Consider the following 17,012-nt stretch of genomic DNA (forward strand, 5'->3'; position numbering starts at 1 on the left):
CCAACTGCTATCCCCCAGTACGAGGCAGGTTACCCACGCGTTACTCACCCGTCCGCCACTAAGTTACTCAAGATTCTGCCGAAGCTTCATCAGCGAGCAACTCCGTTCGACTTGCATGTGTTAGGCACGCCGCCAGCGTTCATCCTGAGCCAGGATCGAACTCTCACTTTAAAATTCGATTCGGTTCAGAATTACACTAGCTGTAATTCTGCTTTCCGTTTACTTTTGGTTTTGGTTCTCTGAAAATAACTTTGCTTCTTATTAGAAGCTTGGAATCTTCAGGGTTGCATTGCTGTTCAGTTGTCAAAGTTCATTCTGCTTTGCTTTGTCTTGGCTCTTGTTTCTCGTGAGCCGCAACGTATTTTATTTTAACTCATTTCGTTCTTGTTGTCAAGAACTTTTTGAATTTATTTTATCGCTTTTTGAGAAGCGATAATGCTGCCAAATTCGCTTCGGGAGCGGCCTCAAGGGGTCCTGCATCCTGTCCGTTTCACCGGCAGCAAAAATGATTATAGGACTATACAAGGGATAAGTCAAACACTTTTTGACAAAAAAATACAAAAATCGCTATTCCGTAAGCACTAATCTCGGAATAGCGATTTAATCATGAATGTTTGCATAAAAAGCACAAGCATCAAACCCTTATAGCTGTGAGAAAGAATACTAAATACAGCATATTACTCTGCATTTTCATTCATTTTTTCTGTATTTTCTTCCGTATTTTGAGGTATTGTCATGAGTACCTTCATGATCCTGTGCTGCTTTATCCCTCTTACTGCAAGGGTGATACCGTTATCCAGCTTCACAACCTCTCTGTTATAAGGGAGCCTGTCCAGCTGACCTATCATCAGACCGCCTATAGAGTCATAATCCTCACTCTGAAAATCCGTATGCAGAGCATTATTGATATCATCCAGCTTCATTGCGCCCTCTATGATATATTTACCTTCTCCCACATTGCGAATCTGCAGAGCTTCATCCTGGTCATACTCATCTCTGATCTCACCCACTATCTCTTCAAGAAGGTCCTCGAGAGTCACCATGCCCACTGTAGTACCATACTCAGACAGGACCATGGCTATGTTATAGGCCTTTTCCCTCATCTCTTCGAGAAGATCAGCGGTTTTCTTGTATTCGTATGTATAGTAAGCCTTGCGAAGATAATTCTTTACATGAAAATTATCCTTGTCTTTGACAAAGAATATATCCTTGATATTAATAACACCTATAATATTATCCTGGTTATCCTCAAAGACAGGAAGTCTTGTATACATATCCTTACGAAAGGCATCCCTTACCTCTTTATACGAAGCATCTGCAGAAACGCAGGACATGTCAATTCTGGGGATCATAACGTCCTTGGCCACCGTATCGCCAAAATCAAACACGTTGATGATCATGTCCTTTTCCTCGGACTCGATGACGCCGTCCTGGTGACTTGCATCCACATAGGTCCTAAGCTCCTTTTCTGTAATGGTACTGCGCTGATCCCTGTCTATATGGAGAAGGCCCAGTACCACGCCTGCCATGGCATCCACCACTACCACAAAAGGAGTCATCACTGTCATAAGGCTCCTTATAATACTGCTATAGCGAAGGCAGGTCTCCAGGGATCTGGCGGTAGCTGCGCTCTTGGGCGTGATCTCCCCAAATATCAGGACCAGCACTGTCAGTATGCCTGTACCAAGACCTATAAATGCACTGCCAAAAAGGTCTGTGACCAGCACTGTAGCAAGGGCAGATGCCGAAAGATTTACTATGTTATTGCCTATCAGGATTGTGGATAGAAACTTGGAATAGTTATCCAGGATATAGATAACAGTGCCTGCTCTCTTATTCTTTTTGTCCTTGTCATCCGCAAGAGACATGACACTTATCCTGTTAACAGAGGAAAAGGCAGACTCCGCTCCGCTGAAAAAGGATGACAAAAACAGCAGTACAAGGAGCACAAGCCAAAGGATCACTGTCTTTGTAGAATTATTCATGATATAAGCTCCAGCCTTTCATATTCTTAGCAAATATATATATGGATAGATAAAATCGGTGGTATTTATAAGCACAGATCCAACGGCAAATATGCCGGCAAAAATGCCGGCAAAGATGCCGGCAAAGATACCGGTTAGGATACTGACAAAGATACCGGTTAAGATGCCGTCAAATATGCGACAAATATACGAAAAAAAGCCAGCAAAAAACAGATATCATCACCAGACTTAATCTGCTAATATGTTATATGAACACAGATTAACGCTTTTTCATACGGATCATTATGCTTAGATACTACTATTTTGATATTAACAACTTTATATCCGCTGCACAAGTAGAAGAAAGGCAGGTATCCGGCGACGACTTTACAGCTCGCTACAGTAAATATATGCCTTATATATCAAAAGAGCGCCTTGAAAAGCTTCTTAGATTCAAGTTTGAAAAGGACAGATTAAGGTCCATGGCAGGGTCTCTTATGATGACTGCAATATATGCTCTGTCCGGTGACAGGATGAGCCTCCCTGATATTATGGATGAGCACATGCTCTGTGCAGATCATTTGCTCTCAGTACTAAGGGATAGCAAGGCAGCTCCTGCACAAGTGGAATTTGGCCCCTATGGCAAGCCGTATCTTGTGGGGCGCAGGGATATTCCCTTTTCCCTGTCACACTCCGGTGACTATGTAGCTCTTGCCATCGGTTCTACCAAGGACAAACACACCGGCAGCATAGGGATAGATATCCAGGAGACTTGCTCTGTAAGGAACTCCGACTCTATAGCGCGCAGATTCTATACAGAAAGCGAGCTTGACTATATATCCGGTTCAAATAATAAAGAAACCGCCTTTTATAAGATCTGGACTGCAAAAGAAGCAGCCTCCAAGGCAGTAGGGAGCGGTCTATTCACAGAGAACCTTACCTATGAAGCTGATCCCAACGCCGCTATTGTCAAAGTATCAGACAAAATAACCAAGGAGACTCAGCTTCCCGATAACGGTATCATCCCCATCAGCTACCCGCCTGCACCGGATGGATATGTATGCTGCATCGCAGCAATATAAGCGCACCAAAATAATGGCTCACATAAAATGAGGTAGGTGTCAAAAGTTCCTTTTGACACCTTATGACTAACGGATTGTTCCGTTTCTTCGAAACTCTCACAATCCTAAAACATTCGCAAATCCGCACTACGTGCTACTTTGCTCATGTTTTGCGGGTCATAAATTCATATTCGATTTCGAGCAAGCTCGAATCGAAATGACTTTTGACCCTTACGTCATAAAATAAATTCATAGGACTACAGACATACGAAAATAAACTTGCAGATAAGCAAAGCGCAAAAGCCAATAAGAAAATACAAAAGCCGGTCCATTCCCATATGACCACGCTGATCATATAAACAGCGCTATCATATAGGGATTAACCGGCTTAAATATTGACGCGAGGTTCTGACTCATATTATGATCTGTTCAAAATCCATTACACAGCTTAGTTGAGGGGATTCTTATAGAAATCCCTAAACTCCGTATAACCCTGCTCTGTAAGCTGCTGCTTCTGGAATTTCTTGTTCTTGTTCATCCTGACTACCAGGATCTGCTCACCCTCCATACGGGCCTTCTGAGCCTCTCCCAGGATATCAGAGAGCATCTGTCCGCCAACTCCCTTCTCAATGAGGTATGCAGTCTTCTTGGGTGCTCCGGGCACCTTAAAGCCCTCGTCCATCATGATCATGATGATACGTTCAAAACCAATAGAGAATCCGCAAGCAGGAGTATCCTGTCCCAGGAACTTGCCTACCATCTTGTCATATCTTCCGCCGCCACCGCAACTGCCACCATACTGAGGCATAGCTATCTCAAATATGGTACCTGTATAATAGCTCATACCACGTACCAGAGTAGGATCAAATACCATTTCAAATTCAGCAGCCTTATTGGCATCAACGCTGGAAATTATCTCGTTAAGATTATCAGCTGCGCCTTCTTCCAGATATTCGCCAACTGTATCAGCAATAAATCTGATAGCTTCAATGCCCTTTCTCTCTTCAAGTTCCCCAAAAAGTCCCAGGTATTTATCAACAATCTCTGCAGCGTAGCCTGATTCGAGAAGCTCTGCGCTAACGCCCTGGGGGCCTATCTTGTCCATCTTGTCCAGAGTAACAAAAACTGAATCGTAGTTCTCTTCGCTAATACCTGAATATGCGGCCATAGCCTTTAAGATACGACGATCATTGATCCTGATCTGGAAGCCCTTAAAGCCCAGCTTGCCAAGAGTAGTGGTAGTAGCCAGGATCAGCTCTATCTCAGCCAGATTGGAAGCTTCTCCAAGAATATCTATATCGCACTGCATAAACTGACGATATCTGCCCTTCTGGGGCCTGTCAGCCCTCCATACGTATCCCATCTGAAGAGCCTTAAAAGGAGAAGGAAGCTCTGCAGCATGATTGGCATAGAATCTTACAAGAGGTACGGTGAGGTCATAACGAAGGCCTGAATCTGTAAGGTCATTTTCCTCTTTGGCCTCAGACAGCCTGAGCTTCTCGCCTCTCTTCATGATCTTGAAGATCAGCTTCTCATTATCTCCGCCCTGCTTGGAATTAAGATTAGCCAGGGACTCCACACAGGGAGTGTCGATGGATGTAAAGCCGTAATTTGCGTATGTTTCCTTGATAACTCCGATGACGTAATCCCTTAGCTGCATCTCTGCAGGAAGCACGTCCTTCATTCCTGTAACAGGTTTCTTGATAAGTGCCATTGTCTTCTCCGATTAAATGTATTATTAAGTAAGCTCCGGTAAGCCGCAGCAGGTGCGGTATTATTATAAAAAGTGAGTAGGCCTGTAAGCCGGGTTATGTCTGGGATGATCATCTATCTAGAACACTTGTCGCCAAGTGCTTCAAGCGACCCACCTGAAAGCGAGCCGGGCCGACTCATGGCTTTCTATTTGGTCTTGCTTCGGATAGGGTTTACATGGCTACGGATGTTACCACCCGCACGGTAGTCTCTTACACTGCCTTTCCACCCTTACGCCAGCCTTAGCTAACGCGGTATCTCTCTGTTGCACTGTCCCGGGAGTCACCTCCGCCGGATGTTATCCGGTATCCTGCCCTGCGAAGCCCGGACTTTCCTCACCTGCGCCCTTGCGGGACTTGCAGCCGCGATCATCCAGCCTACTCACACAATTAGTTAATTTACCTCTTTTGAAAGATATTGTCAAACTGCTCAGACATCAAATGCCGATCCGCCTACAAATTCCCTGATGATTGAATTTCTGGGCAGCTCTGCAGAATCTATCCCTACGAAATAATCCAGGAATTTCAAAAGGCGCTTGGCTTCAAAGTATTCCTTGTCGTCCTTGGTAATGGAGAACAAAAGGGGCTCTGCGTGGATCTTGAGCACTGCCAGCTCGTATATCTGGGATGAGTTAAACATTTCATCGGCTGATTCCTGGAAGGGGAATATATATTTTTCTTCGCCACGCCTTACAGAGGGCCACATGCCTATAGTGCGCTTACCGCTGGCACCTCTGGTCCTGGCATCCCTGACCATTCTCCTGATAAGTCTGGCGTCAGTGGTTGCGATCCTGTTATGGGCATCAACATTAAGTGTTGTCAAACAGGAAATATAGATCCTGTACTTACTCTCCTTGGGAAGACGATAGCTCATCTTGTCATTGAGACCATGTATACCCTCTATTACCAGCACATCCTCAGGTCCCAGCTGTAATTTATCTCCCCTGTATTCTCTCTCGCCGCTGATAAAGTTATATGTGGGCATATCCACTTCTTCACCTGCAAGGAGTTTCTCCATATCATTATTGAACTGCTCCACATCCATGGCTTCGAGGCATTCAAAATCGTAATTGCCGTCCTCATCTCTTGGAGTGTCCACCCTGTTTTTGAAATAATTGTCCAGAGCGATGGGATGTGGCTTCATACCAAAGGTCCGAAGCTGAATGGACAATCTGTGTGAAAAAGATGTTTTGCCCGAAGATGAAGGTCCCGCTATCATGATAAATTTGATAGAAGGGTTATTATAGATCTTCTCAGCGATCTGGCCAATGCGATGTTCCTGAAGAGCCTCCTGCACCAGGATCATATCAGATACCTTGCCGTTACAGATAGCCTCGTTAAGGTCGCCCACATTGTCTATGCCCATCATGGCTCCCCATTCGTCAGCCATGGCCATCTGCTCAAAGAGCTTCTCCCTGGGCGCAAAAGGCTTGATCTGAGAAGGTGAGGATGAAGGAGGCAGTACCAGCATTATCCCTTCATGATAGAGCTTGACCTCAAAATGCTCCACATAGGAAGTATTAGGGAGCATATAACCATAGAAGTAATCGCAAAAGCCATCAAACCTGTAGACATTGATCTCACTGGCTCTCCTGTAATGGAAGAGCTTGACCTTGTCCTCCATGCCCTGCTTTCTGAAAATCTCAATAGCCTCAGCGACAGGATAGGTCCTCTTGGTGATAGGGATAGCCTGATCTCTCATCTCTTCCATCCTGGACTGGATCTTGTCAGCCAGAGACTGGTCTACTTTGTCCACGCCTTCCAGTTTGCAGTAATATCCATAGCCAATCTTAAATTCAACCTTGGTCCTGATGTTAGCATCAACATCGTGCGCAGCCTTGATCAGCATCATGACTGCAGTACGGCTGTAGGTCTTATGGCCGATGGAATCGTCCATGGTGATAAAAGATAATACGCCGTCCTTTTCCACCTTTTTAAACAGCTCTCTGATCTTGCCATTGAAGATCACCAGGCCTATACGATTGCTGAATCTGACCTGATATTCCTTGGCAATCTGTTCAAAACTGGTCCCTTTCTCGTAGTCTCTTTTCTCTCCCTGGATGATAAGTGTAGGCATAGGCACCTCCCGTCAAATAAGCTGTTGTTGTTCCATTTTTTGCTCAGAACTGCATGGATGCAGTTCTATGTCGTATTCAGATATCCGCAAAAGGGGCTTTGTATTCAGCGCAGAGCACCTCTATTTCCGGCAGTTCTCTGTGAAGATAATCTCTCATGTAAGGGATAAATATCTTCTCAAGGCCGTAGTGACCTGCATCAATTATTGATAGCCCCTTTGCCACAGCATCTATACCATCATGGTGGTCTATATCACCTGTAATGAGGACGTCTGCATGACCTGCAATGGCCTTGTCTATACAACCGGACCCCGATCCGGGGCAAATGGCGACCTTGCGCACCTTTTGACCGGGCTCGCCGTACATTCGCACATTGCCTATGTGAAAGCACTCCTTCACATATTTGGCACATTCCATCAGGGTCATCTTCCTCTCAAGATCCCCAATCCTGCCAATACCTTCTCTGGATATATCATCCTCATAGGTCACATCCAGTACCTCTCTGCGCTCTAACTTCATCTCATCAGCTGCCGCATCTGCCATTCCCATTACGTCAAAATTGGTATGCATGGCATAATAGCTGATATCATAGCGAAGGAGGCGTACTATGCGCCTGCCGATAAAGTCGTCATCACTGACCTTCCTGATACCTTTGAAAATAAGAGGATGGTGAGTCAGGAGCATATCAGCCTCGTGTCTGACAGCCTCATCAACCACCTCATCAGTGGCATCCAGGGCAACAAATATACGTCTGACTTCCCTCTCCCTACGGCCTGCCAAAAGGCCTACATTATCCCATTCCTCTGCAAAAGAAACAGGTGACAGACTTTCAAGATGATCGATGATATCTCCGCACCTCATGACTTACCTCCCCCCATAGGCCTCTGATTTTAATAGACACAAAGAGCAGCGCTTGCCATCCTCTTCTCCCTAAGGACAGCCTTATAACGCTCTGTTTCTCTGCGATCTGCAGCTTCTAATCTACTTAAAATTGTATCACATACCTCTATAGAGTGCATTAAGAGCCTGCGCAGGTCATCGCCTTTTTTGGCCAGGATCACAGGCCCAAAAGAGTCGCAGACAGAGACTAATAATCCCGTCTCACCCTTCATATCATCCACGGTAGTGCAAAAATGCTCGCCATCAGAGACGCTTCCATATGAGATGTCCCTTTTTCCTGCCATAGCAGCCAAAAGCTCTGTTATCATCTTCCTATAAGACAAAGGCAGCTTATCAGCCTTATCATCTACAGCCTTATATATCGCCTTGATCACGGGATAATACTTGCCCTCTTCAAAGACAAGAGTCTCGTCTATGATCTCATAGCCCTCTATTCTCAGGAATCTTCGAAAGCTCTCAAGCTCGGACTGAGGCTCTAAAACAAGAGTCTCTATGCCCTTGTCATAAGGACAGCCATCGCGGAGTATCCTCTCCATAAGAACGCCTCCCATACCTGCACAGATAAGGGTGTTGCTCTCACCGGGCATGAGCTTCTCCAGGCCGTCGGAGAGTCTGCATTCTATCATGTCTGTAAGGCCATATTCAGATACATGCCCGGCGGCTCTTTCAAGAGGGCCCTTGCGCACATCCATGGCTATGGCATGATCCGCCCTTTGCTCCATAATAAGGGTAATGGGTACGAAACCGTGATCCGTACCCACATCTGCCACCCTGCTGCCCATATCTACCATGTCACAGACAGTCCTAAGGCGCAGGGATATCTTTGGTAATCTCTTGTCTGTCATTTATTTCTCCAGTCAGCTATCTTCTCCTCAAGCCAGGCTTCAAGCTCATCCATTCCCTCTCCGGTCCTGGCTGATACAGGGAATATCCTGATATCCGGATTAAGGGCCAGTACACGCTCTCTGCATGCCTTCATATCAAAGTCAAAGTAAGGCGCTGTATCAGTCTTGGTAATCACCAGTCCGTCGCTGACCTGAAACATCAAAGGATATTTCAGAGGCTTGTCATCTCCTTCGGGAAGAGAGAGTATCATGAGATTGCAGCCTGCACCTGTATCAAACTCCGCAGGGCAGATGAGATTGCCTACATTCTCCAAAAAGATCAGGTCCATACCCTCTGCTCCCATCTCGTCCATGGCCTTTTTTGTCATAAGAGCATCCATATGGCACATGCCGTCTGTATGAGCCTGGATGACCCTGGCTCCTGCCTGCTCTGCTCTTATAGCATCCACGTCAGAAGCAATATCTGCTTCCAGGATGCCTATATTAAGCCTATCCTTCATATCACTGACGATCCTGGTCAGAAGTGTAGTCTTGCCTGATCCCGGTGATGACATGAGATTGACCAAAAGAGTGCCCTTTTGTCTCATATCCTCCCTGATCTGTCTGGCATCCTCATCATTATCTTCTGTAACTGATTTATTAAGCTCTATTACTTTCACTATATAACCTCCGTTGTCTGCATATCATCAGGCGTCATTATCAATGATCGAAAATCACTATCTCTCACTGCCTACACCTGTCATTTTGCTTTCTTGGTCTCAATAACGCTCACAATCCAATCTTCCAGCTTGTCAAAGCCCTCACCTGTCCTTGCTGATACCTGCAATATCTCTTCAGCAGGATTAAGCTCATGAACCCTCCTGCAAAAAGCATCCATGTCAAAATCAAAGGCAGGAGCTGTATCCATCTTGCCCACCATGCACAGATCACTGACTGTAAACATAAGAGGATATTTAAGGGGCTTGTCATCTCCCTCAGGAATACTCAGGATCATGATCCTCTTGTCAGCACCTACGTCAAACTCCGCAGGGCATACCAGATTACCCACATTCTCCAAAAAGACGATGTCCAGATCATCGACTCCCAGGCCCTCAAGGCCCCTGCGGGTCATGTCCGCGTCCATATGGCAGCTCCCGCCTGTGTGAAGCTGGATGACCTTGGCGCCTGCCGCCATTACAGTCCTGGCATCCACATCAGAATCCACATCTGCTTCCATGACTCCTATCCTGTACCTGTCCTTCAGGTCACTTATGAGCCTCACCAAAGTAGTGGTCTTGCCTGCTCCCGGAGAAGCCATAAGATTGATCAGCACGATCTTCTTTTCATTCAGGATGTCACGTACTCTCTGCGCCTCTTTATCATTATCTGCCAGGACTCTCTCCTTGGTCTCAAGTATCTCAAAATCTCTGTTTGACATATTTCCTCCCAGTTTCCTCTTTTCTTATAAAAAAGATAGCACAAATCCCTCATTATTGCACATAATGATCCCCTGCCGCCGTCAGGAAGCAGGGGATCCATATAAGCTTTAATCCAGATCAAACATTTCCTGGTGACTGATGCTGAGCCTTGCAGTTCCCGGTACGGATACCGAATTCTTTTCCCTCTGCTGAGTAACAGTACAGGAGATATAGATATCCAGGTTATCCGTATCCTTAAAGAGGCCAGCCCTTATCAGATCATAGATGGATATCCTAAGCCTGTACCTCTCTCCGCTCTTAAGCTGAGTGTGGCTCTCAAGGCCATAGCTCCTGGCCACTGAATCAGTCCAGTCTACAAACTCATCGCCGGAGAGTATCTGCAGCTGATAATCCGTGGTATAACGGGAGAGCCTGTCGTTCTCATCAAAGGCACCTGACTCCCTGCCACTGCTGGATGAGCCCACATAGAAATTGTAATTCATCCAATGAGGATACTTGGAAACATTCAGGTCGTTGGGCGTGAAGTATACATAGTAGTCAGAGAACTGGGCGCTCTGTTTGATGACAGCCTGCCTTGCCACATCGCCTATGGTATTATCCTCTGCCTCCTGCACTATCTGGCCCGAAATATCCGAGTCAAAGGGAAGCACATCCCTGTTCATCTGCCTCGTGTAGGTCTTGTCATTGATAGTCACAACAGGAGCACGTACGCCGGCATTATAGGCAGCGATCATGGTATTAACAAAGAGCTGTATCTCCTGAGGAGTATCTGTCACAGACTGATGTCCCACTCCGGAGTAGGTGATACTACCGCGGTTATAGATATAGTAATTGTTTCTCGTGTCATAAGGATTGATACCATAACGGCTCTTGTTATAATCTGCATTTCCGCCCAGTGTATACCATACTGAGATATCGGAATCCTTGTCATTGTCCTCGTCCAGTTCCAAAAAGAGCTGGTAGTACTGAGAGTGGGTCTCTGCTATATGCATATCATCAGGAATGCTGTAGGGATATGAGGATATAGCTCCGTCATTACACTTCTGCACTCTGCTGGTACCTTCATTTCTATAGCCCTTACCCATACCGGCATTATATTCTATCTGATCATAGCCCGGATAGAGCTCAGAATAGGAAGCTCCAACCAAAATGGAATCCGGTACAGCAGAATAGTCGGTACTGTTAACAGGATACTCTTTGTCATGGACTGTGGCATAATCGCTGTGCTGGGCATTGCCGTCGCCTACATATCCAAAGCGGTCCATACCTGTCAGGTCTCTGATGGCATTACTCAGATAGGAGCTGATAAAGCCGCCTCTTGTGGAGTTGTAGAGCCACCAGCCCTCCAGATTGTCCTTACCTGCGACCTCGCTGGGATGTTCCCCATAATAACTATCCCTGCCATAGTAGGCATCCAGGCCATCATCCCTGTCCCAGAACCAAGATGAAGTATCATGGGTAAAGAGCATGGACCTTCCGCTCTTTCCAAAGCCTACCAGCTGCCTGATAGCTTCGGCACTGGGGATATTGGGATAGGAATCCTCAAAGCCTACGATGACCATATCGTAGTCATAGAGGCAGTCCGGCTTCTCATTATCGGGATCATCCACGTCAAAGGCCTTGTATTCTGTATAGCTACCATCTTCCAAGAGCTCACTTCCCTGGAGTATGACATTGCCCTCAGAATCCTTCTTGGGATTCTTGTAGCTGTTTGCAAAGTCAACATTGGTAATGGTGACAAGGTTGATATCATATCCGGGCACATTGTTGAGCATCCTGGACCAGTAGCCTTCAGTATTGATCTTTTGTTGATACATGAGGTTACAATTCCTGGGATCATTACTGATCCAGTACTTACTGGCTATCTGCAGGACATTGATCTTGACATTGGGCTGACCTCTGGGGATGACCGCAGTCATACCGATCTCGGAATCATGGGAATAAATGGATGATCCCGATCCGTTCATAGTCACCTTGAGCTTCCAGGGTATACAGCCAAAGTATCCGTCAGGGAGCCTTCTCCTGATGTGATAGGAGTTGTAAGCAAGGAGCGCAGAAGGATTCACCCCTGCCCCTGATGAATCAGTTATATTGGCTGATGTCAGGGTGATCTCTTCCGTAGAGCCCTCATCTCTGGCTTCACTCTTACCATCATCTGTAGATCCCGAGAATCTTCCGTCGGAATTGGAATCCAGATAGAGCTGCACACGGTAATTTGTGGACAGCGGTGTTACATTGGCTATATCTGTGATATTAAATTCAAAATCCAGATAATAGGAGCCATCAGGATCCTTTTCCAGGTACTGGCAGCTGGCCGGATCCAGGATATAACTGTCAGGTCCTGATGTGCCCTTCATCACAGCTGTATAAGGAGTAGGCTGACCTGTAAGGTTAAGTGTGAGTTTTGCAGTATTAAGACAGTCGGTCAGGGATTTTCTGCCCTCTATCTCATTATTGGTATAGTAGATGGCCTCATACTCAGTCATGATATTCTGATAAGACCTGTCTATCCATTTGCCGCCGGAGTTATCCTTGGTCCTGGCATAGTCCACCAGCTTGTATATATTGGAATTAAGGTCCAGTGTTCCAATATATTTATTTTCTCCATTTGAAGAGATGAACTGATCGTTGCCCTGGCTGATCCTGTCGGGATTGGCCGATACCACATTATTCTCATAGCTAAAGAAGTCATTGGATACTATGATGGGGTAACCCAGATCCAGGTAATTCTTGAACACAGGAAGCTGCAGGTCTGTAATATCTATACCTGAATAGGTAAGCGCAGAACCATTGGAGCTGTTCCAGTTATACCAGAGAGAATTGCCATCATTAGGCTCTACGATGGTATCGCCAACACCTGCGTATACTACGCCGTTCATTGAGGTGTTGTTGTAAACAGGATAATACTTGGTCCTGTACCAACAGCCAAGACTCTTATTCCAGACATATTCCTGTCCGTTGTCATAAGCTGTGGCTGTGCTGGGAGAATTGTCCTCAGCGCTTCCTGTCCACTTGCTGCCATCCCAGATCTTGCCGGATACGTCTATTGTGGTAAGAGGGCCTGCGCCGTTAAGGCACCTGACACCATTAAGCTCTTGTTTATCATTGATATTTATAACAGGCGAGCCTATCTGGTCAGTGATCCTCACGATAGTCCTGTTCTCACCATCAATCCTGTCAGTAGCCTGACTGATAGCAGTCTTGACACCCTGAGTACCTATGAAGATCAGGTCATACTCCTCGCAAATATCTCCAATATTGCCCACAAACTGGTTCATGCTCATACCGGTGATCTTGATCTGATTCTCTATACCGGCCAGAGTATTATTGTCATAGCTGTACTTTGCAAACTGAGGAGCAAAGCTCTCTGCAAATGCCTCAGTCCTGCGCCTCTGATTAACAGAGTCTTCTGCAGCGCCGGGCTCATAATATCTAAAGCAGTACCAGGGCTCCAGCTCCAAAACGCTTATAGTAGATTTGTAGATCAGGGCATGGGACTCGGAATTAAGGAGTATATACTGGATGACTATGGCAGGACTGATAAAGCCTGCATCCATGGAGTCCTTTTTGTCCGTCTGACGTCTGATATTCTCCTCTGTTATAAACTGATATACTCCGGAAAAGCCTGCGCCGTACTCAGCAGATGTAAAAGCGCTGTTAAAATCCATATTGGCAATATCTGCAATAGGATTGTCCTTGTAAGAAGCAGAGGCTGAATCTGCAAATTTGGACGCAGCATAATTCACCACAAATACATTGCCCAGTGCATAATTGCCGTCTCTGGAGGAATTAAGAGCCTTAAAGGCTCCTGTAGCCTTGGAGATAATGCTCTGCCTGCCTGCATCTGTAGAAAAGTCACATGAGCTGATGATCTCTTCTCTTGCAGAAATATCTGACATGAGACCTGTAGAGAGGCTATAGAGCACAGGCAGGGAAGATGCAGCATTTGAGCTATTCCTCTTGCCATAAAGATCATAATTGACTATCACACCTGTATAAAGCCCCAGAGCCGCATGAGCACCCTCATACTTATCAGAATAAGTCATAAAGAGCCTTGCATTATCAGGGTCTATATCTCTGATAGCTCTGTCCGATATACCATCAAGATTGGCAATGACGCAGTCATCCTTAATACCGTCTGCGGAGATATAGACGATATCAGGTGACTGGGAAGCCTTCATGATAGCAGACTTCCTGTCTGATACAGACTCGGGAAGCCTAGAGAGATCCACAAGGGATATCTGAAGGTTAAAAGCCTTCTTCTTGCCTGCATCTGTCACGCCAAATACATACTGTTTGAACCACTCATTATTATAAATAGTATATGTCGCATATCCGTAGCCGGGTATAGCAGTATCAAGAGCTGTTCCCGTAGGCTTATCAATGACAAACTTATATCTGGTCTTACCGGATAATAGTGCACTATCCTGAGCAAAGCTCATGACCATGCGTGAAGAGCTGTCATCACTATCATCCTCTGAAGCTGAGCCTGATGCCGAGCTGGCATGGGCTTTTAATGTAAAGGCCCCTTTTATCCTATCCAGGATGGAAGGATCAGCCATAGCTCCGCCTTCATCGGAAGATGAGCCTGTAGTATCCGTATCAGTATGAGAGTCAGTATCATTTCCAGTATCATTTCCGGTATCATTTCCAGTACCAGCTCCTTCTGATGTGCCACTTCCTGAGCTACTTCCATTATCACCGGAGCCGCCATTTTCTGAGCCTGAACCATCCAGGCTTTCTCCGGAATCAGTGCCGCCTGTGCCTGTTCCGCTATCTCCTGACTCAGAACCGCCTTCGCCTGTTCCTGTACCGGATCCGCTGCCGCTATCGCCGGAGTTATCATCTCCTGAGGAATTATCGTTTCCGCCGGTTTGTGAGTTGCCACCACCGGAGCCGTTTCCCCCACTATTATTTCCACCTGAAGCATTCCCGCCATCGCCAGGAACGGTAATATCTGAGGAACTATAGATACTGTTTTGGATAGTAAACGAATACTTCAATCCGCCATATTCTACTGTTGTATTGGAAGTACTTCCACTCTCCAGATTATTTGCAAGTCCTACTATACTAACAATATCTTCCTTGGATTTTATAGAGGCATTTATTTTTCCATCTGCTGCAGTAATTTCTATAACAGCAATCTCTTGACTAATTTCATCATATATATATGTGATTCCCAGCTCATAGCTTGTATTATCTTTCTTTATAGTAAGCGTGCCATCATTAAGCGAAGCATCCTCGGAATTTGTAAAAGATGGTCTTAATTCAGCATTCTCCGGTGCGTAAGCCTTGAAAGTAAAGGTCTCTGTCAGTTCAATATCCCCATTACTTATAGTTAGTGAAAAACTGGCCGTTTGACCAATCTTTAGCTTTGCAATATAAGACGGGTCAACAGTTACCCTAAATTCTGCGTTTTGACATAATACACCGGTAATATCCGAGTGATCGCCAACAAGATTTACTGTTGCCTGACTATTATTCTGACCAAACACAGTTATGGAAGTTGCGCCTATCAATCCCGGATCACCCTCTACTTCATATGAGGATGTACTACCTCCGACCAATAGTCCCTGTTCAGTAGTCAGATTCTCCGAAATGATATTCAGATAATACGAGGCAGTGGGATTATTGCTATCAAACTCAATTTCATCAGGATCAAAATAAACGCCTTCAACAATGCGAACTTTACAGCTTACTATTTCAGAGCTGTATTCAACACCCTTATATGAAGCTGTGGCTGTGACATTGATCTTGGCAGTCTGGTGCTGGGATCCCAAAGCCCTTACTCCAACGGCATTTATACTGCTTGCTGTGATCTTGCTCACAGTTTCTTCGGGATTATTTAGGTCAAACAGACCTACAACATCAGCGTCTTCATATTCATCAGAAACCGTCCAGGTATAGAGAATGTCACTATCTTCGAACTCCTTGGAATCATCGTCAAGGCTGACCATAAGAGCAACATCAGAAGCACTCCAGCTGCCGCCGTTGGACGGAGTTTCAGGAATCTGTTCGCCTTCCTTCAAGTAGAGATTCTTGCTGCTGAGTTTGAGCTTCAGCGCCCTATCAATAGGTCCTTCCACGCTGACTACGCAGTAGTAATAGCCCACAAGATTATCACCGTTTACCACCTTGCAGGTAACATAGGTCACTCCGCCGCCGGCACCTGTGATCGCAGCAGTGGTGCCGTCTCCATCTACAGTTGCAACCAAGCTGTCATCAGTAGACCAGCTGTATTTATAACTGCCTGACTGAGCATTATCAGGCAGATGAACCAAGGCAGTGCCTCCCTTTGTAAGCTCAACGCCGGAGAGCTTAGATGTCTGAAGTCCCAGCTCCACGCTGCCGGAGAGGTCTTCTTCATAATATCTTCCGCTATTATCAGGCACATACCAGCCCTTTACAAGGTCCCTACCCATAAGGCCAGTGCCCTTATTGACTGTAAAGGCATTATAAGCTCCTTCTCCGGGAGCTGTTCCTTCATAAGGAGCCATATCGTAATAAAGGGGATGGACAGGAGACTGGTCATTACCCCTCTTGTCACCCAGAAGACCGTTTTTCTGGAGCTGACCGATGAGCTTACCCAGTGAATCAGTGGGATCCTGGTCCCTGTCATTACCCTCTGTCTTTATCTCATTCAGCACAGTATCAAAGCTTCTGAAGGGTTCATAGCCTGCTGCCAGATAACCAATAGAGGCTTCTTCGTCATTGTCAGCTATTTCCACAATCCTAAAGGCATCAGAACCTGTGAATTTGGTCGCTGAGTTCTCTATGCCGATAAACACTCCTGCGGCAGCGCTGGCATCCATGACTGCAGAGCTTGCAAGGCCAATAGTCACAGCAAGTGCAGCAGCGCTGCTAATAATAGCTTTAGCAGCAGGTCTTCTTAGTATTCTTCTACTTTTTCTGAAAACTCTATTCATCAACAACCTCATTATCATTCAGACCAATTGTTTTATATACATTTAATGATAGTAAATCTTCATCAAGTATAG

Annotated in this window: 9 protein-coding genes, 1 rRNA gene and 1 other RNA gene; 1 reads left to right on the forward strand and 10 read right to left on the reverse strand. The window is 45.8% G+C overall.

Annotated elements, in window-relative coordinates:
* Together G636_RS0111550 and G636_RS0111555 are read right to left on the reverse strand one after the other, a co-directional pair.
* Positions 1-171: ribosomal RNA gene (locus tag G636_RS0111550) — 16S ribosomal RNA — on the reverse strand; the annotation flags it as partial.
* A 506-nt stretch (positions 172-677) separates the two neighbouring features.
* On the reverse strand, positions 678-1,985 hold the full coding sequence (locus G636_RS0111555; RefSeq protein ID WP_026508184.1) for an HlyC/CorC family transporter: 1,308 nt from the start codon (positions 1,983-1,985) through the stop codon (positions 678-680).
* 284 nt (positions 1,986-2,269) lie between these two features.
* Here G636_RS0111555 and G636_RS18355 point away from each other — a divergent pair, with 284 nt between their 5' ends.
* Positions 2,270-3,046 (forward strand): 4'-phosphopantetheinyl transferase family protein, encoded by a 777-nt coding sequence (locus G636_RS18355; protein WP_035779614.1) that lies wholly within the window; start codon positions 2,270-2,272, stop codon positions 3,044-3,046.
* A 427-nt stretch (positions 3,047-3,473) separates the two neighbouring features.
* Here G636_RS18355 and hisS read toward each other — a convergent pair whose 3' ends face one another.
* The 8 genes from hisS to G636_RS19655 all read right to left on the reverse strand — a co-directional run bounded on the left by hisS (position 3,474) and on the right by G636_RS19655 (position 16,940).
* Positions 3,474-4,739 (reverse strand): histidine--tRNA ligase, encoded by a 1,266-nt coding sequence (hisS, locus tag G636_RS0111565; RefSeq protein ID WP_026508185.1) that lies wholly within the window; start codon positions 4,737-4,739, stop codon positions 3,474-3,476.
* A 69-nt stretch (positions 4,740-4,808) separates the two neighbouring features.
* An RNA gene (rnpB, locus tag G636_RS19665) (RNase P RNA component class A) lies at positions 4,809-5,161 on the reverse strand.
* Between the two features lie 45 nt (positions 5,162-5,206).
* Positions 5,207-6,853: a nucleoside kinase gene (locus G636_RS0111575; RefSeq protein ID WP_026508186.1), complete on the reverse strand. Its 1,647-nt coding sequence runs from the start codon at positions 6,851-6,853 to the stop codon at positions 5,207-5,209.
* A gap of 76 nt (positions 6,854-6,929) precedes the next feature.
* The gene (locus G636_RS0111580; RefSeq protein WP_026508187.1) at positions 6,930-7,712 is read right to left on the reverse strand and encodes a Nif3-like dinuclear metal center hexameric protein; all 783 of its coding nucleotides are present in this window, start codon (positions 7,710-7,712) and stop codon (positions 6,930-6,932) included.
* Positions 7,713-7,741: 29 nt separating this feature from the next.
* On the reverse strand, positions 7,742-8,596 hold the full coding sequence (locus tag G636_RS19650; protein ID WP_051226949.1) for a class I SAM-dependent methyltransferase: 855 nt from the start codon (positions 8,594-8,596) through the stop codon (positions 7,742-7,744).
* Positions 8,593-9,255 (reverse strand): hydrogenase nickel incorporation protein HypB, encoded by a 663-nt coding sequence (gene hypB / locus G636_RS0111590; RefSeq protein ID WP_026508188.1) that lies wholly within the window; start codon positions 9,253-9,255, stop codon positions 8,593-8,595. The genes G636_RS19650 and hypB (G636_RS0111590) overlap by 4 nt, the downstream gene beginning before the upstream one ends.
* Positions 9,256-9,335: 80 nt before the next feature.
* Entirely contained in the window at positions 9,336-10,013 is a 678-nt protein-coding gene (gene hypB, locus G636_RS0111595) for a hydrogenase nickel incorporation protein HypB (RefSeq protein WP_026508189.1), read from the reverse strand.
* Between the two features lie 108 nt (positions 10,014-10,121).
* Entirely contained in the window at positions 10,122-16,940 is a 6,819-nt protein-coding gene (locus G636_RS19655) for a DUF5057 domain-containing protein (protein WP_051226951.1), read from the reverse strand.
* Between the last annotated feature and the right edge of the window lie 72 nt (positions 16,941-17,012).

This window comes from Butyrivibrio sp. MC2013 (genome assembly GCF_000424585.1).
Taxonomy (GTDB): Bacteria; Bacillota; Clostridia; order Lachnospirales; family Lachnospiraceae; genus Butyrivibrio.

Excerpts from the sequence above, each read along its gene's own strand:
- G636_RS0111580 (WP_026508187.1), bottom strand. The coding sequence starts at position 7,712 with ATGAGGTGCGGAGATATCATCGATCATCTTGAAAGTCTGTCACCTGTT.
- G636_RS18355 (WP_035779614.1), top strand. The coding sequence starts at position 2,270 with ATGCTTAGATACTACTATTTTGATATTAACAACTTTATATCCGCTGCA.
- G636_RS19655 (WP_051226951.1), bottom strand. The coding sequence starts at position 16,940 with ATGAATAGAGTTTTCAGAAAAAGTAGAAGAATACTAAGAAGACCTGCT.
- hypB (WP_026508189.1), bottom strand. The coding sequence starts at position 10,013 with ATGTCAAACAGAGATTTTGAGATACTTGAGACCAAGGAGAGAGTCCTG.
- G636_RS19650 (WP_051226949.1), bottom strand. The coding sequence starts at position 8,596 with ATGACAGACAAGAGATTACCAAAGATATCCCTGCGCCTTAGGACTGTC.
- G636_RS0111555 (WP_026508184.1), bottom strand. The coding sequence starts at position 1,985 with ATGAATAATTCTACAAAGACAGTGATCCTTTGGCTTGTGCTCCTTGTA.
- hisS (WP_026508185.1), bottom strand. The coding sequence starts at position 4,739 with ATGGCACTTATCAAGAAACCTGTTACAGGAATGAAGGACGTGCTTCCT.
- G636_RS0111575 (WP_026508186.1), bottom strand. The coding sequence starts at position 6,853 with ATGCCTACACTTATCATCCAGGGAGAGAAAAGAGACTACGAGAAAGGG.